Consider the following 24,983-nt stretch of genomic DNA (forward strand, 5'->3'; position numbering starts at 1 on the left):
GCGTAGTCGACCGGGACGGCGCGCGCGTGGATGTCCAGCCGCGCGCACTCGGCCAGGAGCGCGGCGACCTCTTCGGTCCCGCCGGACACCACGACGGACCGGGGGCCGTTCACCGCCGCGCCGGAGATCCGTCCGTCGAACCGCGCCACCAGTTCGGCGACCCGGTCGGCGGACTCGAACACGGAGGCCATGGTGCCGCGTCCGGCCAGGGCCAGCAGCGCTCGGCTGCGCAGGGCCACGACCCGTGCGGCGTCCCGCAGGCTGAGCGCGCCCGCCACACAGGCGGCCGCGATCTCTCCCTGCGAGTGTCCGACCACGGCCGCCGGGCGGATGCCCCGGGACTGCCACAGTTCGGCGAGCGCGACCATCGTCGCCCACAGCGCGGGCTGCACGACGTCGACGCGGTCCGCGGGCGGGGCGTCGTCGGCGCCCCGCAGTACGTCCAGGAGCGACCAGTCCACGAACTCTGACAGCGCCCGCTCGCACGCGGCGATCCAATCCGCGAAGACCGGTGAGGTGTCGATCAGTTCCGTGGCCATGCCCTGCCACTGGCCGCCCTGGCCGGGGAAGACGAACACCACGCGGTCATCGCTCGCGGCCGTGCCGCGCACCAGCCCGTTCGCCTCGCCGTCCTCGGCGAGCACCGCCAGCGCGCGGTCCAGCTGCTCGGGTCCGGAGGCGAGCAGTACGGCTCGCTCCGCGAACCGGGCCCGGCCGGTGGCGAGCGTGCGGGCGATGTCGGCGGGACGCGCCGCCCCGTCGCGCAGCGCCGTGCGCAGCCGCCGCGCCTGCTCGCGCAGCGCATCCGGGGTACGGGCGGAAAGGGCGTGGGGCAGTACGGGCCCGGCGGCCTGTGCGGGGGCCGCTGCGGGTGCCGGCCCAGCAGGTGCCGGCCCAGCAGGTTCCGGCCCAGCAGGTTCCGGCTCCGGCTCCGCGGGCTCGGCGATGATCACGTGTGCGTTGGTGCCGCTCACTCCGAAGGCCGACACGCCCGCCCGTCGCGGCCGGTCGCCGGCCGTCCACGGCACGGGTTCGGTCAGCAGCCGGACCTCGCCGGCGGACCAGTCGACGTGCGAGGTCGGCGTGTCCGCGTGCAGGGTCCGCGGCAGCAGTCCGTGCCGCATCGCGAGCACCATCTTCATGACGCCGCCGAGCCCGGCAGCGGCCTGCGCGTGCCCGATGTTGGACTTCAACGAGCCGAGCCACAGGGGCCGTTCGGGAGAACGCTGCCCGTAGACGTCGAGCAGAGCGGCGGCCTCGATCGGGTCGCCCAGTACGGTGCCGGTGCCGTGCGCCTCGACGGCGTCCACTTGGTCGGGGTGCAGTCCGGCACTGGCTAGCGCCTGCCGGATCACCCGCTGCTGCGAGGGGCCGTTCGGCGCCGTCAGACCGTTCGAGGCCCCGTCGGAGGCGACCGCCGTACCCTCCACCACGGCCAGTACCCGGTGGCCGTGGCGGCGCGCGTCGGAGAGCCGTTCGAGGACAAGGGTGCCCACACCCTCGGCCCATCCGGTGCCGTCGGCGTCGTCCGAGAACGCCTTGCAGCGCCCGTCCGGCGCGAGCCCGCGCTGCCTGCTGAACTCGACGAAGATACCGGGGCGCGCCATCACCGTCGCCGCACCGGCCAGGGCCAGCGTGGACTCGCCGTTGCGCAGCGACTGCACCGCGAGGTGCAGCGCGACCAGTGACGCCGAGCAGGCCGTGTCCACAGTCATCGCGGGCCCTTCGAGGCCCAGGACGTAGGAGATCCTGCCGGAGGCGGTGGAGCCGGTGGTACCGGTCAGCGCGTAGCCCTCCAGCCCGTCCGCCGCCTCGTCCAGCCGGGGGCCGTACTCCTGCTGCATCGCGCCGACGAAGACCCCGGTACGGCTTCCGCCGAGCCGGGAGGGATCGATCCCGGCCCGTTCCAGGGCCTCCCACGCGGTCTCCAGGAGCAGCCGCTGCTGGGGGTCCATGGCGAGCGCCTCGCGCGGGCTGATGCCGAAGAAGTCGGCGTCGAAGTCGCCCGCGTCGTAGAGGAATCCGCCCTGGGCGACCGTCGAGCCGCCCGGTGCGTCGGGGGCGGCCAGCAGCCGTTCGATGTCCCAGCCCCGGTCCGCGGGGAAGGCCGCCACAGCATCGGTGCCGGAGTTCACCAGCTCCCAGAGGTCCTCGGGCGAGCTGACTCCGCCCGGGAAGCGGCAGCCCATGCCGACGATCGCGATCGGTTCGTCGTGCGCGGGCCTGGCGAACGCATCCGCCGTCCGCCGGGCGGCGGGTGCGCCGGCGGATGTGACGGCCACGCGCTGGAGGTGCTCCGCCAGCCGGGCCGGCGTGGGGTGGTCGAAGAGCAGGGTGGTCGGCAGGTCGACGCCGAGGGCCTCGCGGAGCCGGTTGCTCAGCTGGACGGAGGACTGCGAGTCGAACCTGAGGTCCTTGAACGACGTGCCGGCCGGTATCGCGCCGGCGTCCGTGTGTCCGAGCACCGCGGCGGCGTGCGTGCGCACCAGCTCCAGCAGAATCCGCCGCCGCTCGTCCTCGTCCCCGGCCTCGGCCAGCCGGGCGGCGGCCGCGCTCCGCGCGGTCTCCTCGTCTCCGGCCTCGGGGGCGACGGAGCCGAACCAGTGGCGACGGCGCTGGAACGCGTAGGTGGGCAGGTCGACGAGGGCGGGGCGGGCGTCGTCGGGGAAGGCGGCCGTCCAGTCGACGTCCACGCCGCGCACCCACAGCTCGGCGACACCGGCCAGGAAGCGGTCCAGGCCGCCGTCTTCGCGGCGCAGCGAACCGGTGATGACACTGTCGTCCACGATCTCCTGGACCGCGGCGGTCAGTACGGGGTGCGAGGAGGCCTCGACGAAGACTCCGTAACCCTCTCCGCTCAGCTTCTCGATGGCCTCGGAGAACCGGACCCGCGAGCGCAGATTCGTGAACCAGTACCCGCCATCCATCTCCGAGCCGTCCACCAGCTCACCCGTCACGGTCGACAGCAGCGGGATGTCACCCGCACGCGGAATGATCCCGGCCAGCTCGACCGCCAGATCCGCCTCCAGCACATCCATCGCAGCCGAGTGCGAGGCGTAGTCCACCGCGATCCGCCGCGCCCGCAACCCCAGCTCCTGGCAACGGTCCACGACCTCCCCGACTGCGGCGACCTCACCCGAGACCACCACCTGCGAGGGACCGTTCACCGCGGCGATGGACACCCGGTCGCCCCAGGCGGCGAGGATCTCCTCCACCCGCGCCGCGCCGGCACCCACCGAGGCCATCGTGCCCGCCCCGCTCGACAGCCGGGCTATCGCCTTGCTGCGCACGCAGACGACCCGCAGCGCGTCCTCCAGGGACAGCGCGCCCGCCACACACGCGGCGGCGATCTCACCCTGCGAGTGCCCCACCACGGCCGCCGGCTCGACTCCGAACGAACGCCACAGCGCCGCCAGCGACACCATCACCACGAAGGACGCCGGCTGCACCACGTCGACGCGCTCCAGCGACGGCGCGTCCGCCGCCCCGCGCAGCACGTCGGTGACCGACCAGTCCACCAGCCCGGCGAGCGCGGCCTCGCACTGTGCGACCGCATCCGCGAACACCGGCGACCCGTCCAGCAGCCGCGCGCCCATCGCCGCCCACTGCGCCCCCTGGCCAGGGAACACGAACACCGTGCGGCCCACCCCGCCGGCGACCCCGGAGACCACGCACGCCGACGGGTCACCGTCCGCCAGGGCACCGAGCCCCGAGGCGAAGTCACCCACCACCACGGCCCGGTGCTCGAACCGTGCCCGGGACGACGCCAACGACCACGCCACGGACACCGGGTCCGGCTCGCCCGCCGCGGTCCTGCCCAGCGCCGCCGCCTGATCGCGCAGCGCACCCGCACTCCGCCCGGACAGCACCCACGGCACGGCCGGTACGGATATATCGGCCGCATCGGACGCCTCGGGCGCCACCGACATGGCCGCCACGGGAGACGGCACCGGCGCGGGGGCCTCGCTCAGGACCAGGTGACAGTTGGTGCCGCCCATCCCGAAGGCGCTGACACCGGCGGTCCGCGGGCCGTCGGTCCCGGGCCACTCGGTCGGGCCGGCCACGACGCGCAGGTTGAGGTCGGCCAGCGGGATGTCCGGGTTCGGCTTCTCGAAGCCGAGGCTGGCGGGGATCTGCCGGTGGGACAGCGCGAGCACCGCCTTGAGCAGCCCCGCGGCCCCGGCGGCGGCCTCCAGGTGGCCCAGGTTCGTCTTGACGGAGCCGACCAGCAGCGGTGCGGCGGTGTCGCGGGCGCTTCCCAGCACCTCGCCCAGCGCCGCCGCCTCGACCGGGTCGCCCACCGGCGTTCCGGTGCCGTGCAGTTCGACGTACTGGACGCTGCCCGGGGAGATCCCGGCCGCTGCGTACGCCCGGCGCAGTACCGCTGCCTGAGCGTCCCGGCTGGGGGTGGTCAGCTGCTCGGCGACACCGTCGTTGTTGACGGCACCGCCGAGGATGACACCGTGGACGCGGTCGCCCGCGGCGATCGCGTCCGGGAGCAGCCGCAGGACGAGGGCGACGCCGCCCTCACCCCGTACGAAGCCGTTGGCGCGGTGGTCGAAGGTGTGGCAGCGCCCGTCCGGGGACAGGCCGCCGAACTCCTCCGCCGCGACGCCGGTCTCGGCGGCCAGGTTGAGGTTCACACCGCCCGCGAGGGCGAGGGTGCTCTCGCCGCGGCGCAGACTCTCCACCGCGGTGTGCACCGCGACGAGCGAGGACGCCTGGCCGGTGTCGATGACGAGGCTGGGCCCGCGCAGGCCGAAGAGGTGGGAGACGCGGTTGGCGATGACGCCTCGGCTCACGCCGGGCATCGCGTGGTGGTTGACCGCGTCCCGGCCGGCGCGTGCCAGCAGGAGCGCGTAGTCGTCGCGCATCGCGCCGAGGAACACGCCCGTCGCGCTGCCGCTGAGGTCACCGGCGACGATCCGGGCGTCCTCGAAGGCCTCCCAGGCGAGTTCGAGCATCAGCCGCTGCTGCGGGTCCATCACGGCGGCTTCCCGGGGGGTGATCCCGAAGAAGCCGGCGTCGAACCGGTCGACCCCCTCGATGAACGCTCCCCAGCGTCCGCCAACCGGTTCACGTCCGGGTGGCACCTGGCCGACCGCGCACTCCCCGTCGCTCAGCAACTGCCAGAACGCTTCGGGATCCGCCGCCCCGGGCAGTCGGCAGGAGATCCCGACGACAGCGACCGGCTCCTCGCCGGTTCCCGGGCGAGGACGAGAAGGGGACACGGAGTTCCCGGTGTGGGAAGTGTCCGTGGGTCGCAAGGTGTCCATAGGGCGCGCTGCTCCCGCCTATTCCGCGATTTTGGTGAAACCGGTCCAGCGGAAGGTCCTTGACGACAGGCCCCTGATGGCGGCCAGTTCGCCGGAGGGCTCGAAGTGCTGGTAGCCGCCGTAGTACTTGATCTTGATCTTCTGCTGTGCCTCGGACTCACTGACGTGGATCGTCCGCCGGGACTGGGGAAAGTCGGCCGGACCACCGACCAACGTCACCCGGACTGTGCGGCTTTCCTCGGTCCGCTCCATGTTTCCGTTCATGGGATGCCCCTTCTGTCTGCCGAGATCGTGACGGCGCGGTGTCGGATGACCGACGGGTCAGTCCGTGCAGGCGTGCAGACAGGCGATGAGGCTGCGGGCCTGCACATTGAGGTAGTGCCGGTGCTGGAGCAGCCAGGTGATCTGGGGCAGCGCCGTCCACACGAAGCCGGGCGGTTCCTCGTCCGGGTGGTCGTCGCCCACCTCGATGATCATGTAACGGCTGCGGGAGTGGTAGAAGCGGCCGCCCTCCTCCGACATCTCGGCATCGAACAGCACCCGGTCGGTGCTGCGGCGGCGTTCCACGTCGATCAGCTGGTCGTGGACGTCGCCGCCCAGGTGGGCGTGGTTCTCCGGGGTGCCCTGCACGGTCGGGGCGAGTTCGATGGCGTCGATGTATCCGGGTTCGATGCGGGCGCGCAGCAGCACGTGCAGCACCCCGCCGAACCGCTTGACCAGCAGGGCGGCCACGCCGACCCCGTACGGTTCGATCAACGGCTGGGTCCAGCCGCCGACTTCCCGGCTGTTGGCGACGACGTCCACGCCGATGACGCTGAAGAAGAGCCCGTCCTCATGGCTGATCGCCCGGTCCGACTGGTGCCAGCCGGGCAGGTCGCGCAGACCGACGACGGTGGTGTCCACGTCGTGGACGGCCTGGTTGGAGGTGATCCAGCTGAGGATCTCGGTGTCGGTGTGCAGACTGCCGTCCGCAGTGGCGGCCCCGGGGAGGCAGGACAGCACGGTGCGGGCGTCCATGTTCACCCGGTGGTCGATGCGCAGTTGTTCGCGGACCTGTCCCAGCGTCAGCCAGCAGAAGTCCTCGCCCGCCTCGACGTCGGGTCCGATCTCGATGACCATGTTGCGGTTGCGCTTGCGGTAGAACCAGGCGCCGTGCTCGGACTGGAGGACGTCGGCCAGCACCGTTCGCGGATCGGCGTGGGCGAAGTGCTCCACATAGGGGACGTGTCGGCCCTGGTGCACTCCGGTGTAGTTGCTCTTGGTGGCCTGCACGGTGGGCGAGAGCTGCACACCGTTCGGGTTGCCCGGTTCCGCCTTCGCCTGCATCAGCAGGTGCAGGACGCCGTCGATCTCGCGTACGGCGATGCCGAGCAGGCCTATCTCCGGCTGCAGGATGATGGGCTGGGACCACTGCCGCACAGGGCCCTCGTCGACCTCGACGCGCAGGCCCGCCACCGAGAAGAAACGGCCGCTGTCGTGCACCAGGTGCCCGCTGCCCTCGGCGAAGGACCAGTTCCGCAGCTTTGCGAACGGGACCCGGTTGACCTCGTGGAGCTGGGCGGCGCGGCGCTCGGCGAGCCACTTCTCGAACTGCTCCGGACTGGTGGCCACACCGCCGGTGGCACGTGCCGACCTGGCGAGTCGTGCCTGCAGGGTCGAGTCCGTATGACGAAGCACGCCGGGCCCGGTGGTCAGCGGCATAGTGTCTCCCCCGGTTCGTGTGTCGGTGGGACGCTCCTGTTCCGGTCGGGATGACCGGGTCCGGCCCATGGCGTCGCGTATCAGGTGAACACGGCCCCAGGAGCTGACCCAGCCGGGCCGGGCCGGTCTAGGTGTTCACTCAGATCCGCGCCGAGGGGCTGCCGCCAGGGCGGTCGGCCAATTTCTCTAGACACCAACGGCCGACGGGAGACGCGCTCTCGCCTCCCCCAGATGCCGGCCGTGCTCGCGACGAAAGAGGCCGACATGAGCGACACCGATGTGTGGATCCGCCGCTACTTTCCGAGCGCCGATGCGGCCGTCCAGTTGGTGTGCCTGCCGCACGCGGGGGGCTCGGCCCCCTTCTACCGCCCGGTCGCCCAGGCGCTGAGCCCTCTCGTCGAGGTGCTCGCCGTCCAGTACCCGGGCCGGCAGGACCGCCGCAACGAGCCGATGATCGACGATCTCGGGGTGCTGGCGGACCAGGTGGAGGAAGCCGTCACGGCCGCCGTCGACCGCCCGTTCGCGCTCTTCGGCCACAGCATGGGCGCGACCCTCGCGTACGAGGTGGCCACCCGGCTGGAGCGCCGGGGGCGCGTCCCGCTGCGGGTGTTCGCCTCCGGCCGGCGCGCTCCGTCCTGCCACCACGACGAGCGGGTCCACCTGCGCGACGACGACGGGATGGTCAGCGAACTGCGCGGGCTCAGCGGCACCGACCAGAAGGTGTTCGGCGACGAGGAGCTGCTGCGCATGGTGCTGCCCGCCATCCGCAACGACTACCGCGCGGCGGAGACCTACCGGTACACGCCGGGCCCCGCGCTGAGCTGCCCCATCACCGCCCTGGCCGGCGACAGCGACCCGAAGGCGAGCCACGACGAGGTGGCCGCCTGGAGCAGGCACACCGACAACGAGTTCGAGCTCCGCACCTACGCCGGCGGCCACTTCTACCTGCTCGACCACACCGCCGACGTCCTGCGGGTCATCGGGGAACGGCTGAACGAGCCGGCCCTGCGATGACCGGCCCGCGGACGAGTCTGGAGCAGTCATGACGACGAAACACGTCGCGATCCTCGTCTTCCCGGGGTACGGGCATGTGAATCCCACGCTGGAGTTCAGCCGCCTGCTGATGACGCTGGGCCACCGGGTCAGCTACGTACTGGACGAGCGGCTGGCCGCACCCGTGCGGGCGGCCGGGGCCGGATTCGTCGGCTACCGCTCCGAGCGCGGCCGGCTCGGCACCGGATACGTGACCGGCGAGGACATCGGCGCTCTGGGCCTGGCGTTCCTGCGGGAGTCGATGGAGGTGATCCTGCCCCGCACGCTGGAGGCGTTCGACGACGACGTACCGGATCTGATCCTGTACGACCTGGAGAGCTTCTTCACCGCCCGGGTCGCGGCCCGGCGCTGGGGACGGCCCACCGCGCAGCTGTTCCCGTACGTCGCCACCAACGAGCACTACTCGCTGGCCATGGAGGTCTTCTCCGGCGGGGGCGAGAACCTCCAGAAGTGCGTCGACCTGCTGACGGACTACCTGACCGGCCAGGGCGAGGAACCGGACGCCGTCTGGCCGTTCATGGCCAACTTCGACGAGCGCAACCTGGTGCTGATACCGAGGGAGCTCCAGCCGCTGGGGCACACCTTCGACGACCGCTACACCTTCACCGGACACAGCCTGCCGGCGGTCCGGGCCGGCGCGGGCTCGTGGTCCCGCCCGTCCGGGGACGGCCCGGTGGCGCTGATCACCCTGGGCACCGAGGTCAACGACCGCCCGGACTTCTTCGAGACCTGCGGTACGGCGTTCGCGGACGGGGACTGGCACCTGGTGGTGGCGGTCGGTCCGGGCAACCTGCCCGCCCGCCGGCCGGAGGCCTCCCACGTGGAGATGCACGAGTGGCTGGACTTCAGCACCGTCCTGCCGCACGCGTCGGCCGTGGTCTGCCACTCCGGGATGAGCACCATCCTGGAGTCGCTCTCCTTCGGCACACCGCTGGTGATCGTCACGTACACGCCCGAGGACCGGGTCAACGCCGCACGGGTCAGCGAACTCGGCCTGGGCGTGGAGCTGCCGGGCGAGGACGTCACCGCCGAGCGGCTGCGGGCCGCGGTGGAACACGTCGCGAACGACCCCCGCATCCGCCACCGGGCCGCCCGGATGCGCATGGACCTGCTGGCTGCGGGAGGACCCGCCCGGGCCGCGCAGCTGATCGACGGCTGGCTCAACGATTCCTCCCCGACATCTGGAGACACCATGAAGCACACCGCTCTGTCCGGCCCTTCTGCGAACGCGGGCGTCCGATGACGTACGCCATCGAGACGGAGGGCCTCGTCAAACGGTTCGGCAAGGTCACCGCGCTCAGCGGGCTCGACCTCACCGCGCGCCAGGGCACCGTGCTCGGGGTCCTCGGACCGAACGGGGCGGGGAAGACGACGGTGGTGCGCATCCTGGCCTCGCTGATGTCACCGGACTCCGGCACCGCCCGGGTCTGCGGCTACGACGTCGCCCGCCAGCCCCACGAGGTCCGCCGGGTCATCGGCCTCACCGGCCAGTACGCGGCCATCGACGAACAGCTCACCGGTGCCCAGAACATCGCGCTGGTGGCCCGGCTGCTGGGCCTGCGGCGGACCGCGGCCAAGCGCCGGGCCTCGGAGCTGCTGGAACGGTTCGGGCTCGGCCACGCCGGCGACCGCAAGGCGCAGACGTACTCGGGCGGCATGCGCCGCCGGCTCGACCTCGCGGTCAGCCTGGTGGGCTCCCCCTCGGTGCTCTACCTCGACGAGCCGACCACCGGCCTTGACCCGGAGAGCCGGTACGAGCTGTGGGACATCGTCCGCAAACTCGTCACCAACGGCTCGACGGTCCTGCTGACCACGCAGTACATGGACGAGGCCGACCGGCTTGCCGACGACATCGTGGTCATCGACGGTGGCACGGCGATCGCCACCGGCACCCCGGAGGAGCTCAAGGCGAAGACCGACCGGCAGACGCTGGAGATCCAGCCCGCCGACAGCGGCCGGCTCAAGGACACCCGGCAGATCGTCGAGGAGCTCAGCGGCATCCAGCCCATCGTGAAGGGCAACCAGCTGCGCATCCAGGTCAATGACACGGCCCTGACGACCGCGGTGCTGCGGCGTCTCGACGAAGCAGGCATCGAGGTCATCGAGCTGGCGCTGCGCCAGCCCAGCCTCGACGAGGTCTTCCTGTCACTGACCGGGAGCCGGGGCCAGAAGAACCCCGACCACGCGGAGGAACTCGCCACCGCCGGGGCCGTACCGGCGGCACAGACGGAACGGAGCAGTTCATGACCGCGCTCGCCGCCCCCTCGCCGAAGCACCGGCTGAGTCTGCTGACGGTGTCCCGGCACTGTCTGACCCTGGGGGGCCGCAATCTGCTGCACCTCAAGGCGAACCCGGGCGAGATCATCGGATTCGCCGTCGTACAGCCGCTGATCGTCATCGCGCTCCTGGTGTACGTCTTCGGCGGGGCGATCGCCGGGAACACCGACGCCTATCTGCAGTTCGCCCTGCCGGGGCTGATCGTGCAGTCGTCGGTCACCGCCGTGCTTACCACCGGCACAGGGCTTCACCAGGACATCAGCAACGGCCTGTTCGACCGGCTGCGCAGCCTGCCCATCGCACGGATCGCGCCCCTGATAGGCCATCTGATCGGCACCCTGGTGCGCGTCACCGTCGGGCTGGTCATGCTGCTGGCCGTGGGGGCGGTGCAGGGCTTCGAGGTGCGCACCGGATTCTGGTCGCTGCTGGCCGGGCTGCTGCTGATCACACTGTTCGCCGCGGGACTGGCCTGGCTGTCGATGCTGGTCGGCCTCGCCGCCAAGTCCGCGACCACGGTGCACATGTTCAGCGGTGTGCTGGCGGTCCCGCTCACGTTCTGCAGCAACGTGTTCGTCAAGACCGACACCATGCCCGGCTGGCTCCAGGCCTGGGCCGACATCAACCCGATCTCGCAGGAGGCGACCGCGCTGCGCGCACTCGTCTCGGGCGGGCCCGTCGGCAATTCGGTGTGGTGGACGCTCGGCTGGTCCGTCGTGATGACGGCCGTTTTCGCACCGCTGGCCATCCAGGCGTACCGGAGACGGGTCTGATGTGACCCGCGCCGTTTCAGAGGGGGCGTTCGGATGAAACACGGCACACAGGATCTGGCGCTGTTCGGCGGGACACCGGCTTTCGTGGAGGACCGGCGGGTGGGGAGGCCCAACCAGGGTGACCGCCGGCGGTTCCTCGACCGGATGAACCAGGCCCTGGACAACGAGTGGCTGTCCAACATGGGTCCACTCATGCACGAGTTCGAGGACCGGGTGGCGGAGCTGGCGGGCGTGCGGCACTGCGTCTCCCTGTGCAACGCGACCGTCGCCCTGCAGATGCTGATCGGGGACGAGGCCACCGGCGGCGCCCCCGGCGACGAGGTGATCGTCCCGGCGCTGACCTTCCCGGCCACGGCCCATGCCGTGGGGTGGCGGGGGCTGCGGCCGGTCGTCTGCGACGTCGATCCGGTGACCGGACTGATCGACCCGGAGCAGGTGGAGACGCTGATCACCCCCCGGACCCGGGCCATCATCGGCGTGCACGTGTGGGGGCAGGCCTGCGACGTACGGCGGCTGGAGAAGATCGCCGAGAGCAACGGGCTCCGGCTGTACTTCGACGCCGCTCCCGCGCTGGGCTGCACCCACAACGACACCCCGATCGGCGGCTTCGGCAACGCGGAGGTGTTCAGCTTCCACGCCACGAAGATCGTCAACTCCTTCGAGGGCGGCGCGATCGTGACCGACGACGACGCGCTGGCCGAACGCATGCGGGCGGTGCGGAACTTCGGGTTCGGACCGGGCGGCCGGGTCGGCCACATCGGTACCAACGCCAAGCTGAACGAGGCCGCGGCCGCGATGGGGCTGACCTCCCTCGACGCGCTCGCGGACACCATGATCCACAACCGTGCCAACTACGAGCTCTACCGGGCGGAGCTGGCCGGCATCCCCGGTGTGCGGCCGGTGGAGTACGCCTCACAGCACCGCAACAACCACCACTACATGATGATCACCGTGGACGAGGCGGCCGCGGGGCTGCACCGGGACCTGCTGCTCGGCGTCCTGCGCGCGGAGAGGATCCTGGCCCAGCCCTACTTCTCGCAGGGCATGCACCAGCTCCAGCCGTACGCCGAGGACCCGGGCCGCTCACTGCCGCACGCCGAGGAGCTGTGCGGGCAACTGCTCGCCCTGCCGACCGGACCCGCGGTCGGCGCCGACGACATCAAGACCATCAGCGACGCGATACGAGTCGCCGTCGCCAACGGGCCGGAGGTGACCTCGCTGCACCGCGCCCGGACCGCCGACGTGGACGAGTAGCGGGCAACGCACGGACAACGACCGGACACAGCCGTGCCGACGCACGCTGGACAGGATCGAGGAGTGGCTGCGATGGCAGCGAGCACCACGGAGACGCACGTCGGCAGGGTAAAGCCCAGCCGGTACGTCGATCTCCAACAGCATCAGGACGAACGCGGCTGCATTTCGATCGCGGAGTCGGAGTGGACCGCCGGATTTCCGATCCGGCGGGTCTACTTCCTGCACGATCTGACGGGTGGCGCGTCCCGCGGCGGGCACGCGCACCGCGAGCTGGAGCAGCTCTTCATCGCCGCCCACGGCGGCTTCACCCTGCGCCTGGACGACGGCTTCACCCAGGCCGAGCACCGTCTGGAGACTCCGGGGACCGCCCTGTACGTCGGTCCGATGGTGTGGCGGGACCTCAGCGACTTCACTCCGGGCGGGGTCTGTCTCGTCCTGGCGTCGCACCACTACGACGAGGCGGACTACTACCGCGGGTACGAGAGTTTCCTGCGGGACAGCCGGAGGCAGACGTGACCAAGGTTCCCTTCTTCGACCTGCGCGAGATGCACGCGGCCACCGGTGTCCAGGAGGAGATCGACGCGGCCGTGCTGCGGGTGTCCCAGTCCGGCCGCTACATCCTGGGCCGCGAGCTGGAGGCGTTCGAAGCGGCGTTCGCCGCGTACTGCGAGAACGCGTACTGCGTCGCGACGGGCAGTGGCCTGGCCGCCCTGGAGCTGGCGCTCAGAGCCCTCGGGGTGGGTCCGGGAGACGAGGTGATCGTGCCCGCGCACACCTTCGTCGGCACCTGGCTCGCCGTCTCGTCGACCGGCGCCCGGCCGGTCCCCGTGGAGCCGGGCGAGGGGTCGTTCCTGATCGACACGGACCTGCTGGAGGCGGCCGTCACCCCGCGCACCCGCGCGGTGCTGCCGGTCCACCTGTACGGGCACCCCGAGGACATGGACGCGGTACGGGACTTCGCCGACCGGCACGGCCTCGCCGTGCTGGAGGACGCCGCCCAGGCGCACGGTGCCCGCAGGAACGGCCGGCTCGTGGGCAGCGGGCACGCCGTGGCCTTCAGTTTCTACCCGGGCAAGAACCTGGGCGCGCTGGGCGACGGCGGCGCCATCGTCACCGACGACGCGGAGCTGGCCGGCCGGCTGCGGCTGCTGCGCAACTACGGCTCCCGCGAGAAGTACGTGCACGAGGTGAAGGGGGGCAACTCCCGGCTGGACGAGATCCAGTCCGCCGTGCTCGCCACGAAGCTGCCGTACCTGGACGACTGGAACGAACGGCGCCGCGCGGTCGCCCGCCGCTACACGGAGGCGTTCGTCGGCCTGCCCGGCCTCGCCACCCCGGACACGGCGCCCGGGACCGAGCACGTCTGGCACCAGTACGTACTGCGCACCCCGTTCCGCGATCCCCTGTGCCGGCGGCTGGAGGAGTCGGGCGTGGGAACGCTGATCCACTACCCGGTGGCCATCCACCGCACGCCCGCCTACGCGGGCCAGGGCCTCGAACCGGCCGTCGGCCTGCCGAGGACGGAGCGGCTGGCCGACGAGGTGCTGAGCCTGCCCATCGGCCCCCATCTGCCCGACAACGCGGTCGACCTGGTGATCGATGCCGTGCGGACCGCGGTCCTGGACCTCTCCGACTCGGGTCACTGAGGGTTTGCAGGGCCTCGCGGCAGCACGCCGGTCCCGCCGGGTTAGTTGTTCGACTAGATGCGCCGGCTCGACCGCCCGAGGCCCCGCCCCGCGCGGATACGCTCCTTGAACCATTCACCTATCGGGTCGGCCAAGGGGCGATTGTGACGGAGCTTGTCGAACTGGGCGACGGCTTGCAGGTGTACACGCAGAGCGTCCTCGAAACGCGGTACATCTACGACGAGATATTCCAGCAGGGCTGCTACAGCGGACTCGAACTCCCCGACAGCCCGCTCGTTTTCGACGTCGGCGGGAACATCGGCATGTTCGTCCTGTTCATCAAGGACAAGTACCCGGGCGCGGAGGTGATCTCCTTCGAACCGATGCCGGACTCCATCGAGCTCTTCGGCAAGAACATGGAACTGCACGGTCTCGACGACGTGACCCTGCACCGCACGGCTCTCGGCAGCAAGCCGGAGTCGGGTGTCACCTTCTCGTTCTTCCCCATGCTCCCCGCGAACTCCACCAGGTATCCGGAGATCAAGGAGCAGCCGAAGGCGCAGATGGCCCAGCTGTCCGACCGGGCCCTGGCCGACCAGATGTACTTCGCGCAAGAGGTCACCGTCGACGTCGAGCGCCTCGCGGCCTACCTGCCCCAGGACCGGGACATCGACCTGCTGAAGGTCGACGTGGAGGGTGCAGAGGCCGATGTGCTGCTCGGTATCGACGCGGCCCAGTGGCCGCGCATCCGGCAGGCCGTCGTCGAGGTCGCGGACCTCGACGACCAGCTGGAGCGGGTCTGCGGCATCCTGCGCTCCAACGGCTTCGAGGTCACCCCCCAGCAGGCCCCGCTCACCGACGCGGAGGACCACTACTACATGGTGCACGCCGTTCGCCCCTGAGGGCGGACGCGAGCACGGACAGCAACGCGGCGCAGGGGCCCGGCGGAAGAATCCGCCGGGCCCCTGCGCCGACTTCGTGTCAGGGTTCGGTGATCAGCTGCCGAGCGGCCACGGCACGTCGGGCGCGAGGTAGTAGTTCACACGTGCCTCACGCAGCCGCGGCCCCTGGGCCGCCAGCCGTACCTTGAAGTTGTCCCAGTTGTGCGCGGACGCCTTCGCCCAGCCGATCTCGGCGATCGACAGGAGCCTGGGGAACGCGAGGTTCTCCAGCTGGTTGATGCCGAACACCGTCTCCGTCCACAGCGGCGCCTCGACACCGGTGATCGAGGACTCCGGAAGGCCGGCGAGCTGGGTCTCCGGCTTCCAGTCGTAGGAGTCCTCCACCGTGGACGTGCCCGCCCAGGAGTTGCCTACGGGGTACTCGGGCAGGGCGTCGTTGTACTTCATGTCGAGGTAGGCGTTGCTCGCGGGCGCCATCACGAACTTGCCGCCGCCCTTGGCCGCGGCGAGCATCTGGTCGTCGTTGATGCCGGCGGCCCAGAACTCGGTCATCGACTTCGACGGGTCGAGCGAACCGGCCGCCTCCTGCCAGCCGAACACCTTCTTGCCGTGCTTCTCGACCAGCTTGGCGACCTTCTCGATGTAGGCGTCCATCTCGGCCTGCGGCCGCTCGTGCGCCTCGTCGCCGCCGATGTGGATGTACGGACCGGGGGTGAGCGCCGCGATCTCGCCTATCACCTCGTCGAGGAACTCGAACGTGGTCGGGTTGTCGAGGCACAGCTTGCCGTCGGGGCTGTTCACCCAGTCGGTGTACGGCTCCAGCGGCTTGCCGTCACAGGTCAGCTTCGCGTACGAGGCGAGCGCCGAGTGCATGTGGCTGGGGCCCTCGATCTCCGGGATCACCGTGACACCCTGCGCCCAGGCGTAGGCGACGAGGTCCTTGTACTGCTCCTGCGTGTAGTAGCCGCCGAGCATCCCGCCGGTGCCGGTGCTGCCACCGATCTTGGCGAGTTCCGGCCAGGACTTGATCTCGATGCGCCAGCCCTGGTCGTCGATCAGGTGCAGATGCAGATAGTTGATCTTGTACCGGGCGATGGCATCGATGTAGCCCTTCACGTCCGAGGGCGGAAGGTGGTGCCGTGCCACATCGATCATCGCGCCCCGGTAGCCGTAGCGCGGCGCGTCGGAGATGACACCGCCCTGGACCCGCCAGGGACCGGCCGTCCGCTGCTGCCGGTCGACCTTGACCGGAAGCAGCTGGCGCAGTGTCTCCACACCGTTGAACAGCCCCGCCCGCTCGTCGGCCCGGATCGTGACGGCCTTGGACGTCACCTCCAGCTGGTAGCCCTCGGGCTTCGTCACCGTGTTGTCGCCGCCGAGGGCGAGCACGATGCCCGACGGCTTGGCCCCGGCTGCCAGCTTGCGCACCGGAAGTGCGTAGCCGGTGGGCTTGCGCAGCAGTCCGGTGAGGAACGTGGCGGCCTCGCCCGCGTCCTTGGAGCCGGCGGTCGTGTAGACCGCGTCGTCCGAATCCAGGTCGAAGGCGACACCGGTGGTCGTGTGGACCTCGGCGGGCTGCGGGACGACCTGGGTGAGCGGTACGGCGCCGGTCGCCCTGGGCGGGCTGCCTGCAGACGCGGTCGTGGTCAGCATGGCCGCCGTCACCACCACGACCGCGATGACCGTCCCCTTCGCACGGCGTACGAGGCGGCGCCCGGGTGGACTTGCGTATGTGTTCATCTGTGCCTGTGTCTCTCTGTCGAGGGGCCTGATGTCCTGAATCCCATCGACAACCAGCTTGGACAACACGGTCTAGCGGGAGCCCTAGTTTTCGCTCCGGTCCCTCGAAGGCGACACGCGGACGTGTACATACTCACGCCGTGAACGGACGACCGGCTCAGGACGGATCCCAGCACCGGCAGACAACCACCCGGCGCGGCCACGTGGGTGTCTGCACCTTCCCCGCGTACGCGCACATCGCGCCCGCCGTGCCCCTGATGACCGAGCTGGTGAGACGCGGGCACCGGGTCACCTGCTTCGTCACGGAACGCTTCGCCGAACTGGCCCGGAGCAGTGGCGCGGAGGCCGTGGTCTACCCGTCGCGCTTCCCCTGGGCCGACGGGCCGACCGGCTCGGCGGTGGAGAACATCCTCGCCTTCTTCGAGGAGGCCATCGCCCCACTGGAGACGGCGCTGGCCCGCTTCGACGGCGACCGGCCCGATGTGCTCGCCCATGACCTCGCGGCCTCCGAGGCCGCCCGGCTGCTGGCCCGCGCCTGGGACGTCCCGGTGCTCCAGCTGTGCCCGACCATCGCCTCCGGCCCCGGCTTCTCGATGTCCGACCGCCAGAGCCAGGAGGTCACGGGGCCACCGCCGGAGCCGATCGACCCGCACGATCCGGCCATCGCCGAGTTCGTCGCGGGCAAGGGGCGGCTGTTCACCGAACACCGGCTGGACGGCTCCCCGCTCGACGGCTTCGGCGCGGAGCACGGCGACAACATCGTGTTCCTGCCCAAGGCGTTCCAGCCGGCCGCGGAGACCTTCGACGACCGGTTCGCGTTCGTCGGCCCCTGCCTGGCCGACCCGTCCGACGACGCCGCCCCGGACACCGGCGGCTGGCAGCCACCGGACGGGCGCCGGGTCGTGCTGCTGTCCCTGGGCAGCTCGTACACCCCCGACCAGGCCGCCTTCCTGCGTTTCTGCATCCAGGCGCTGGCCGACTCGCCGTGGCACGTCGTGGTGACCCTCGGCCACCGCGTCACCGCCGATGAGCTGGGGCCGCTGCCCGCGAACGTGGAGACCCACCAGTGGCTCCGGCACCCCGAAGTCCTCCGGCACGCCGCCGCGTTCATCACCCACGCGGGGATGGGCAGCGTCATGGAGTCGGTGGCCCACGGGGTCCCGATGGTGCTCGTGCCGTTCCACATCGACCAGCGGGTCATCGCCCGGCAGGCCGCCGACCTCGATCTGGGACGCGTCCTGCTGCGGGAGTCCGCCGATCCGGCCGCGCTGCGCACGGCGGTCGACGAGGTCGTCAACGGCTCCCGGGCAGCGGCGGCCGTGGCCGCCATGCGCCGGCACGTGCGCGAGGCGGGGGGCGCCTCCCGCGGAGCCGATGTCGTCGAGGGCCTGATGCGTCGCCCCGAACGTCCACGCACCCACCACGCGCCACCTACGGAAGTGACTCACCCATGAAGGGCATCATCCTCGCCGGGGGCGCCGGAACGCGCCTGCACCCCGTGACCCTCGCCGTCTCCAAGCAACTGCTCCCCGTCTACGACAAGCCGATGATCTACTACCCGCTGTCCGTGCTCATGCTCGCGGACATCCAGGACATCCTCATCATCTCGACGCCCGAGGACCAGCCGCTGTTCCAGCGCCTCCTCGGTGACGGCTCCGAACTGGGCCTGCGGCTCAGCTACGCGGTGCAGCAGGAGCCCAACGGGCTGCCCGAGGCGTTCATCATCGGCGCCGACTTCATCGGCGACGACTCGATCGCGCTGATCCTCGGCGACAACATCTTCTACGGCCCCGGCATGTCCGGCTTCCTCCAGGACAGCCGCCGCGATCTGGACGGCTGCGTCCTGTTCGGCTACCACGTGTCCGACCCGGAGCGCTACGGCGTGGGCGAGGTCGACGCACACGGCAGGCTCATCGCCATCGAGGAGAAGCCGGTCCGTCCGCGCACCGACCGCGCCATCACCGGGCTGTACTTCTTCGACAACCAGGCCCTGGACATCGCCAAGGACCTGGTGCCCTCTGCGCGCGGCGAGCTGGAGATCACCGACGTCATCCGGCACTACCAGCGCGAAGGCAAGGCGAAGGTGATCGATCTCGGCCGGGGCTTCGCCTGGCTGGACACCGGAACCCACGACTCGCTCATCGAAGCGGGCCAATACGTCCAGGTACTGGAGCGCCGCCAGGGCGTGCGGATCGCCTGCCTGGAGGAGATCGCCCTGCGGCGCGGCTTCATCGACGCCGAGGCCTGCCACCGGCGCGGCGCACGGCTGCCCAAGTCCGGCTACGGCGAGTACGTCATGGACATCGCGCGCAAGGACATCGAGTCCCGGCGCCCGGAGCCGGTGTTCACCCCGTGGGCGGAACAGCGCGAGACGGTGGGCCTTCGATGAGCGGCCGCCACATAGCCTTCTTCAACTACGCGGCACACGGCCATGTGAACCCCACGCTGCCGGTCGTCGCCGAACTGGTGCGCCGCGGCAACCGGGTGACGTACGTGGTCGCGGACCAGTTCGCGGACGTGGTCGCCGCGACCGGCGCCGAGGTGATCCGGTACGAGTCCGTCGTACCGAAGTCGTGGAACACGGTGGCCATCCCGGCGAAGATCACCGGGGACGACATGGCCCAGGCGGCGGTCGGGCACCTCAAGGAGTCGTTCACACCGCTCCACGACGTGGAGAAGCTGCTCGGTGACGACCGCCCGGACCTGATGGTCTACGACGCGTTCGGCTACCCCACCGGCCGGCTGCTGGCGCGCAGGTGGCAGCTGCCCTCGGTCATGACCGCGACCACGTTCGTGGTCAGCGAGACCTGCAACCCGTACGCCGCTCTCGCCGCGGGCATGTCCCCGCCCGACCCCGGCCACCCGGCCCTGGCCGAGTACCAGGACCTGCTGCGCTCCACGCTGGACGCCCACGGACTCGGTGACGTGTCGAACGAGGAGTTCACCGGCGCCGCCGAGGAGCGGACCGTCGTCTTCGTGGCGCCCGAGTTCCAGCCGGGAACCGAGACGTTCGATGCACGGCACGTCTTCGTCGGGCCGTGCATCGGGGACCGGGCCCTGCAGGGCGACTGGCGGCGCCCGGAGGACGGGCGCCCGGTGGCGCTCGTCGCCCTGGGCAGCTTCGGGTACGAGAACCAGGCGGCCTTCTACCGCGACGCGCTCGCCGCGCTGGCGGATCTGCCCTGGCACATCGTCATGTCGCTCGGCGGACTGGTCACCGCGGACGACCTCGGGCCGCTCCCGCCGAACGTCGAGGCCGCGCCCTGGGTGCCCCAGCTGTCGGTCCTCTCGCAGGCCTCGGCCTTCGTCTCGCACGCCGGGATGGGCAGCACCATGGAGGCACTCGCCTTCGGTGTGCCGCCCGTCGTGGTGCCCCGCACCGGCGAGCAGGACCTGGTGGCCGCACGCGTCGCCGAACTGGGCCTGGGCCGGGCCATCGCGCCGGACGCACTCGACGCGCAGGTGCTGCGCGGCGCGGTCCTGGACCTCTCCGAGGACCGGGAGACCCGGGGACGGGTACGGGCGCTGTCCGAGAGCATCGCCGCCCGCCGGGGCCCCTCGCTCGCCGCCGACACCATCGAGTCCAGGCTGGCCGCGTCGTGACCGACACGTCCCGCGGGGGCCCGCAGGGCCGGCCCCTGCACCTCGCCTTCCTTCCCTATCCGGCCTTCGGGCACATGGTGCCGGTGCTCCCGGTGGTCGCGGAACTCGTGGCACGCGGCCACCGGGTGACCTGTTTCGCGACCGAGGAGTTCATGGACCGGGTCCGGGCGACGGGCGCACAGGCGCGCCTGTACGAGCCGCCGCTGTCCTCGGACCCGCCGCCGGACGTCATCGACGCCGACGAGTGCGCGCGGGCCCCGCTGAAACTGCTCGACGGGAGCACCGCGGTGCTCCCGTCGATCGAGGCGTGCTTCGCGGACGACCTGCCCGACGCCGTCGCCTACGACACGACCCTGTGGCTGACCGGGCGGCTGCTGGCCGCGCGCTGGGGACGGCCCAGCGTGCAGCTGTCCCCGACCTTCATCTCGAACGAGCACTTCAACCTCTCCGAGCAGCACCAGGAGTTCGCCGGGCAGATCGATCCGGCGCACCCGGCGATCGTCGCGTTCACGCAGCGGCTCAAGGAGATCGTGGCCGGCAGCGGGCTGCGCGAGGAGCAGCAGGCCGAACTGTTCTACGGCCACGAGGAGTTCACGGTCGCGTTCGTGCCGAGGGAGTTCCAGTTCGCCGGCGCCACCTTCGACGAGCACCAGGTGTTCGTCGGACCGACGACACAGGCGGCGACGCCGGACGGCGGCCCGGCGTGGCAGCCCCCGGCAGACGGACGGCCGGTGGTACTCGTCTCGCTCGGCACCACCGTGAACAACCACCCCGACTTCTTCCGCCAGTGCGTCGAGGCCTTCGCCGGTCTGCCGTGGCACACGGTGCTCGCACTCGGCAAGCGCGTCTCCCCCGAGGAGCTCGGTCCGCTGCCGCCGCACGTGGAGGCGCACCCCTGGGTCCCGCTGGCCGAGGTCCTGCCGCACGCCTCGGTCCTGCTGTGCCAGTCGGGCATGGGCAGCATCCTGGAGGCGCTGCGGGCCGCGGTACCGATGGTCGTCGTGCCCCATCACCCGGAGCAGCACGTCAACGCGCGGCGGCTGACCGAGCTGGGCCTGGCCCGGGTGGTGCGGCGCGAGGACGCGTCCGTGGAGACCCTGCGCAACGCGGTGCTGGAGGTCGCGGCCGACACCGCGCTGCGTGAGCGCGTCCGGGAGATGAGCCGGCACGTCCGGTCGGCCGGCGGCGCCGGGACAGCGGCCGACGCGATCGAGCAGCGGCTCTACGCACGGCCCCTGGAGGAGGCATGACCCGGACACCGGACGCACCGGTCACCCTGCCGTCGGCGAGGAAGTGCCCCTTCGACCCGCCCCCCGAGTACGCGGAGCTGCGCGAGCGGTGCCCGGTCGCTCCGCTGGAGCTGACCGTCGGCCCGGGTGAGGGGGCAGGGTGGCTGGTCACCCGGCTCTCCGACGTGCGGTCCGTACTGAGCGACCGGCGGTTCAGCCACCGCAACGAGCTGATCGGCCTGCCGATCCCGCCGCCGTTCCCGATGACCGAGTACAGCCCGCCGCCCGCCGCGCCGGGCGCCTTCATCAAGATGGACCAGCCCGGTCACTCCCGCTACCGGCGGCTGCTGACCCGTCGTTTCACCATGCGGGCGGTCGCCCGCCTCACCCCGATGATCAGCCGGCTGACCGGGGAGCACCTCGACGCGATGGCCAGGTCCGCCGGGCCGGTGGACCTGGTGACCGCCTTCGCGGAGCCGCTCACGGTCCGGGTGATGTGCGAGATGCTCGGCGTGCCCGACGCGGTACGCGAACCGCTCGCCCGGCACCTGGCCGTCATGTCCCGGATGCACTACACGGTCGAGGAGCTGATCACCGCCTGCACGGTCATCGGCGAGACCCTCCAGGAGCTGGTCACGGCCGAGCGCGCCGCACCCGGCACGGGCCTGATCGGTGAGCTCGTCAGTGAGGAGCTCACCGACGAGGAGATCGTGAACATCACCTGGGCCCTGCTCGGCGGCGGTTTCGACACGACGGCCAACATGCTGGCGCTCGGCACGTTCGCACTCCTGGACCATCCCGACCAGCTCGCGCTGCTGCGGGCCCGCCCGGAACTCACGGACAACGCGGTGGAGCAGCTGCTGCGCTACCTCACCATCTCCCACCTCGGGGCGAGCCGCGCCGCGCTGGCGGACGTGGAGCTGAACGGCGTCCGGATCAAGGCCGGCGACACCGTGGTCCTGGCACTGCCCGCCGCGAACCGGGACCCTGAGCACTTCGAGGACCCGGACCGGCTGGACATCACCGCCTCCGCCCAGGGCCACGTGGCCTTCGGGCACGGCGAGCACCAGTGCATCGGCCAGAACCTGGCGCGCGGCACGCTGCGCATCGCCCTGCCGATGCTGTTCGACCGCTTCCCCGACCTGCGGCCGGCCACGCCCGCCGGCGAGGTCCCGCTGCGCTCGGACATGCTCCACTACGGGGTGCACGAGCTCCTGGTCGCCCGGGGCGAGGACACCGGCGACTGACACCCCGCCCATGGCGGCGCACGCGCGGCGGCCGCCGGATCACTGATTGGTCCGGCGGCCGCCGACTGCGTGGTCCCGGCCGGTCAGCCGGCCGGCGCGGGCCACCGCTCCGGATGGGCGCGGTACCACTCCACCGTGCTCTCCAGACCGGCGGTGAACTCGATCGCCGGAGTGAAGCCGAGCTTCGTGATCTTGCTGAAGTCGAGCGAATACCTCAGGTCGTGGCCCTTGCGGTCGGCGACCCGCTGGATCAGCGACGGGTCGGCGCCGCACAGTTCGACCAGGCGCCGCGCGATCGAGACGTTGGTGACCTCGACGCCGCTGCCGATGTTGTAGACCTCGCCCGGCTCCCCGTCGGTGAGCACCAGCTGCAGCGCGGTGCAGTGGTCGGCCACGTGCAGCCACTCGCGCACGTTGCTCCCGTCGCCGTACAGCGGCACGGGCCTGCCGCGCAGCAGGTTGGTGATGAACAGCGGGATGAGCTTCTCGGCGTTCTGGTAGGGGCCGTAGTTGTTGGAGCAGCGGGTGAGCCGGATGTCCAGGCCGTGGGTGCGCCGGCAGGCCAAGGCCAGCAGGTCGCTGCCGGCCTTGGACGCCGCGTACGGCGAGTTGGGCTGCAGCGGCTCGTGCTCGTCCCACGATCCGGTCTCGATGGAGCCGTACACCTCGTCCGTGGACACGCACAGCACGGTCGCCACGTCGTACCGGGCGCAGCTGTCCAGGAGCTGCTGGGTGCCGACCACGTTGGTCGAGGCGAACGGGACCGCGCCGGTGACCGACCGGTCCACGTGCGACTCGGCGGCGAAGTGCACCACCACGTCGTGCCCGGGCAGTGCCTCCTCCAGGGCGGCCTCGTCCCGGATGTCCCCCTGGACGAAGGTCAGCCGCTCGTGCCCGAGCGGCAGGTTCGCCGTGGTGCCCGCGTAGGTGAGCAGGTCGAAGACGGTGACCTCGGCGTCCTCGTACCCGGCGTACTCGCCGGCGAGCATCGCCCGCACGTACTGCGAGCCGATGAAGCCGGCTCCGCCTGTGACAAAAACTTTCACGTCGACGCGTCTCCTCAGCTGACCGGCAGGACCTTCAGTGAGCGGCGGCGGACGCCCTCGCCGGAATCCACGACCGAGGAGATGTGCGAGACGACCCGCTCGTCGGCCGGGTCGGCCGCGGGATCGTCGTGCACCCGGAGGATCTCGTACGTGGTGTTGCGCTGCGCCGGTGTGCGGTCGGCGCCGCGGATCAGTTCGAGGAGCTCGGGCAGGTTCGAGCGGTGCTTGGCCCCGGCAGAGGAGACGACGTTCTCCTCCAGCATCACCGAGCCGAGGTCGTCCGCGCCGTAGTGCAGGGTCAGCTGCCCCATCTCCTTGCCCGTGGTGAGCCAGGAGCCCTGGATGTGCGCCACGTTGTCGAGGAAGAGCCGCGCGATGGCGATCACGCGCAGGTACTCCAGCGAGGTGGCCTGGGTGCGCCCGCGCAGCTTGTTGTTCTCCGGCTGGTAGGTGTACGGGATGAAGGCGCGGAAGCCGCCGGTGCGGTCCTGCACGTCGCGGATCATGCTCAGGTGCTCGATGCGCTCGGCGTTGGTCTCACCGGTGCCCATCAGCATCGTGGTGGTGGACTCCAGGCCGAGGCCGTGCGCAATCTCCATGATCTCCAGCCAGCGCTCGCCCGACTCCTTCAGCGGGGCGATCGCGGTACGGGCGCGGGCCGGCAGCAGCTCGGCGCCGGCGCCGGCGAACGAGTCGAGACCGGCGTCCCGGATGCGGGTGATCGCCTCCTCGACCGTGACTCCGGAGACCTTCGCCATGTGCGCGACCTCGGAGGCGCCCAGCGAGTGGATCACCAGTTGGGGGTAGTTCTCCTTGATGGCGGAGAACATGCCCTCGTAGTAGTCGACGCCGTAGTCGGGGTGGTGTCCGCCCTGGAACATGATCTGGGTGCCGCCCAGCTCCACGGTCTCCGCGCACCGGCGCAGGATGTCATCGAGGTCCCGGCTCCAGCCGCGCTCGGTGTCCTTGGGCGGAGCGTAGAAGGCACAGAACTTGCAGGCGGTCACACAGACGTTGGTGTAGTTGATGTTGCGCTCGATGATGTACGTCGCCAGGTTCTCCTGGCCGGCGTAGCGATGGCGGCGCACGGCGTCCGCGGCCTGGCCGAGGGCGTGCAGCGGTGCGTGGCGGTAGAGCTCCAGTGCCTCGCCGGGCGTGAGGCGGCCTCCGGCGGCGGCACGGTCCAGAGCAGCGGTGAGATGACTGGTCGGGATGGCCATCGGGCCACCTTTCTGTTTCGGATGGATCGAGTCGCCGGGC

General features: G+C 71.1%; 19 protein-coding genes (1 of these 19 cut by a window edge). 13 read left to right on the top strand and 6 right to left on the bottom strand.

What is annotated here, in order from left to right:
• From RLT59_RS38710 to RLT59_RS38720, 3 genes are all read right to left on the bottom strand, one after another.
• Positions 1-5,231: the beginning of an SDR family NAD(P)-dependent oxidoreductase gene (locus RLT59_RS38710; RefSeq protein ID WP_311308163.1), read on the bottom strand. Its footprint begins 6,835 nt before the window's first position; the window shows 5,231 of its 12,066 coding nt (coding positions 1-5,231); the start codon lies at positions 5,229-5,231; the stop codon falls past the left edge of the window.
• A 63-nt stretch (positions 5,232-5,294) separates the two neighbouring features.
• Entirely contained in the window at positions 5,295-5,540 is a 246-nt protein-coding gene (locus RLT59_RS38715) for a DUF5988 family protein (protein WP_073737839.1), read from the bottom strand.
• Between the two features lie 57 nt (positions 5,541-5,597).
• A complete protein-coding gene (locus RLT59_RS38720) occupies positions 5,598-6,977 on the bottom strand; it encodes an NDP-hexose 2,3-dehydratase family protein (protein WP_073737840.1) in 1,380 nt (459 codons plus the stop codon).
• 264 nt (positions 6,978-7,241) lie between these two features.
• Here RLT59_RS38720 and RLT59_RS38725 point away from each other — a divergent pair, with 264 nt between their 5' ends.
• From RLT59_RS38725 to RLT59_RS38760, 8 genes are all read left to right on the top strand, one after another.
• Positions 7,242-7,991, top strand: a complete 750-nt coding sequence (locus RLT59_RS38725; protein WP_311308164.1) for a thioesterase II family protein — start codon at positions 7,242-7,244, stop codon at positions 7,989-7,991.
• A 28-nt stretch (positions 7,992-8,019) separates the two neighbouring features.
• Complete coding sequence (locus tag RLT59_RS38730; RefSeq protein WP_073737841.1) at positions 8,020-9,273, top strand: macrolide family glycosyltransferase; 1,254 nt, start codon at positions 8,020-8,022, stop codon at positions 9,271-9,273.
• Positions 9,270-10,277 carry an efflux ABC transporter ATPase subunit, DrrA-related gene (locus tag RLT59_RS38735; RefSeq protein WP_311308165.1) on the top strand — a complete coding sequence of 336 codons (1,008 nt, stop codon included), beginning with the start codon at positions 9,270-9,272 and terminating at the stop codon, positions 10,275-10,277. Before RLT59_RS38730 ends, RLT59_RS38735 begins: the two co-directional genes overlap by 4 nt.
• Positions 10,274-11,077 (top strand): ABC transporter permease, encoded by an 804-nt coding sequence (locus RLT59_RS38740; RefSeq protein WP_073737843.1) that lies wholly within the window; start codon positions 10,274-10,276, stop codon positions 11,075-11,077. Before RLT59_RS38735 ends, RLT59_RS38740 begins: the two co-directional genes overlap by 4 nt.
• Positions 11,078-11,110: 33 nt before the next feature.
• Entirely contained in the window at positions 11,111-12,331 is a 1,221-nt protein-coding gene (locus RLT59_RS38745; RefSeq protein WP_311308166.1) for an aminotransferase class I/II-fold pyridoxal phosphate-dependent enzyme, read from the top strand.
• Positions 12,332-12,403: 72 nt separating this feature from the next.
• The gene (locus tag RLT59_RS38750) at positions 12,404-12,847 is read left to right on the top strand and encodes a sugar 3,4-ketoisomerase (protein WP_073737845.1); all 444 of its coding nucleotides are present in this window, start codon (positions 12,404-12,406) and stop codon (positions 12,845-12,847) included.
• Positions 12,848-12,876: 29 nt separating this feature from the next.
• Positions 12,877-13,977 carry a DegT/DnrJ/EryC1/StrS family aminotransferase gene (locus RLT59_RS38755; RefSeq protein ID WP_311308217.1) on the top strand — a complete coding sequence of 367 codons (1,101 nt, stop codon included), beginning with the start codon at positions 12,877-12,879 and terminating at the stop codon, positions 13,975-13,977.
• A 143-nt stretch (positions 13,978-14,120) separates the two neighbouring features.
• Complete coding sequence (locus RLT59_RS38760) at positions 14,121-14,858, top strand: FkbM family methyltransferase (protein ID WP_311308167.1); 738 nt, start codon at positions 14,121-14,123, stop codon at positions 14,856-14,858.
• A 93-nt stretch (positions 14,859-14,951) separates the two neighbouring features.
• Here RLT59_RS38760 and RLT59_RS38765 read toward each other — a convergent pair whose 3' ends face one another.
• Entirely contained in the window at positions 14,952-16,598 is a 1,647-nt protein-coding gene (locus RLT59_RS38765) for a beta-N-acetylhexosaminidase (RefSeq protein ID WP_311308168.1), read from the bottom strand.
• Positions 16,599-16,738: 140 nt separating this feature from the next.
• On the opposite strand from RLT59_RS38765, the gene RLT59_RS38770 reads away from it, so the two are divergent.
• Genes RLT59_RS38770 through RLT59_RS38790 form a run of 5 tightly spaced genes read left to right on the top strand, consistent with a single transcriptional unit; the run spans position 16,739 to position 22,677 of the window.
• A complete protein-coding gene (locus tag RLT59_RS38770) occupies positions 16,739-18,052 on the top strand; it encodes a macrolide family glycosyltransferase (RefSeq protein WP_311308169.1) in 1,314 nt (437 codons plus the stop codon).
• Positions 18,049-18,987 (top strand): glucose-1-phosphate thymidylyltransferase RfbA, encoded by a 939-nt coding sequence (gene rfbA, locus RLT59_RS38775; protein ID WP_311308170.1) that lies wholly within the window; start codon positions 18,049-18,051, stop codon positions 18,985-18,987. The genes RLT59_RS38770 and rfbA overlap by 4 nt, the downstream gene beginning before the upstream one ends.
• A complete protein-coding gene (locus RLT59_RS38780; protein ID WP_311308171.1) occupies positions 18,984-20,201 on the top strand; it encodes a macrolide family glycosyltransferase in 1,218 nt (405 codons plus the stop codon). Before rfbA ends, RLT59_RS38780 begins: the two co-directional genes overlap by 4 nt.
• Positions 20,198-21,451, top strand: a complete 1,254-nt coding sequence (locus RLT59_RS38785; protein ID WP_311308172.1) for a macrolide family glycosyltransferase — start codon at positions 20,198-20,200, stop codon at positions 21,449-21,451. Before RLT59_RS38780 ends, RLT59_RS38785 begins: the two co-directional genes overlap by 4 nt.
• Complete coding sequence (locus RLT59_RS38790; protein ID WP_311308173.1) at positions 21,448-22,677, top strand: cytochrome P450; 1,230 nt, start codon at positions 21,448-21,450, stop codon at positions 22,675-22,677. The genes RLT59_RS38785 and RLT59_RS38790 overlap by 4 nt, the downstream gene beginning before the upstream one ends.
• 83 nt (positions 22,678-22,760) lie before the next feature.
• Here the strand turns inward: RLT59_RS38790 and rfbB are convergent, their stop codons facing one another.
• Together rfbB and mqnC are read right to left on the bottom strand one after the other, a co-directional pair.
• Positions 22,761-23,723, bottom strand: a complete 963-nt coding sequence (rfbB, locus tag RLT59_RS38795; protein WP_311308174.1) for a dTDP-glucose 4,6-dehydratase — start codon at positions 23,721-23,723, stop codon at positions 22,761-22,763.
• Between the two features lie 14 nt (positions 23,724-23,737).
• Positions 23,738-24,943, bottom strand: coding sequence for a cyclic dehypoxanthinyl futalosine synthase (gene mqnC, locus RLT59_RS38800; RefSeq protein WP_311308175.1), 1,206 nt, complete (start codon positions 24,941-24,943; stop codon positions 23,738-23,740).
• Positions 24,944-24,983 lie beyond the last annotated feature (40 nt).

It is taken from the genome of Streptomyces sp. ITFR-6, from assembly GCF_031844725.1.
In the GTDB taxonomy this organism is placed as follows: domain Bacteria; phylum Actinomycetota; class Actinomycetes; order Streptomycetales; family Streptomycetaceae; genus Streptomyces.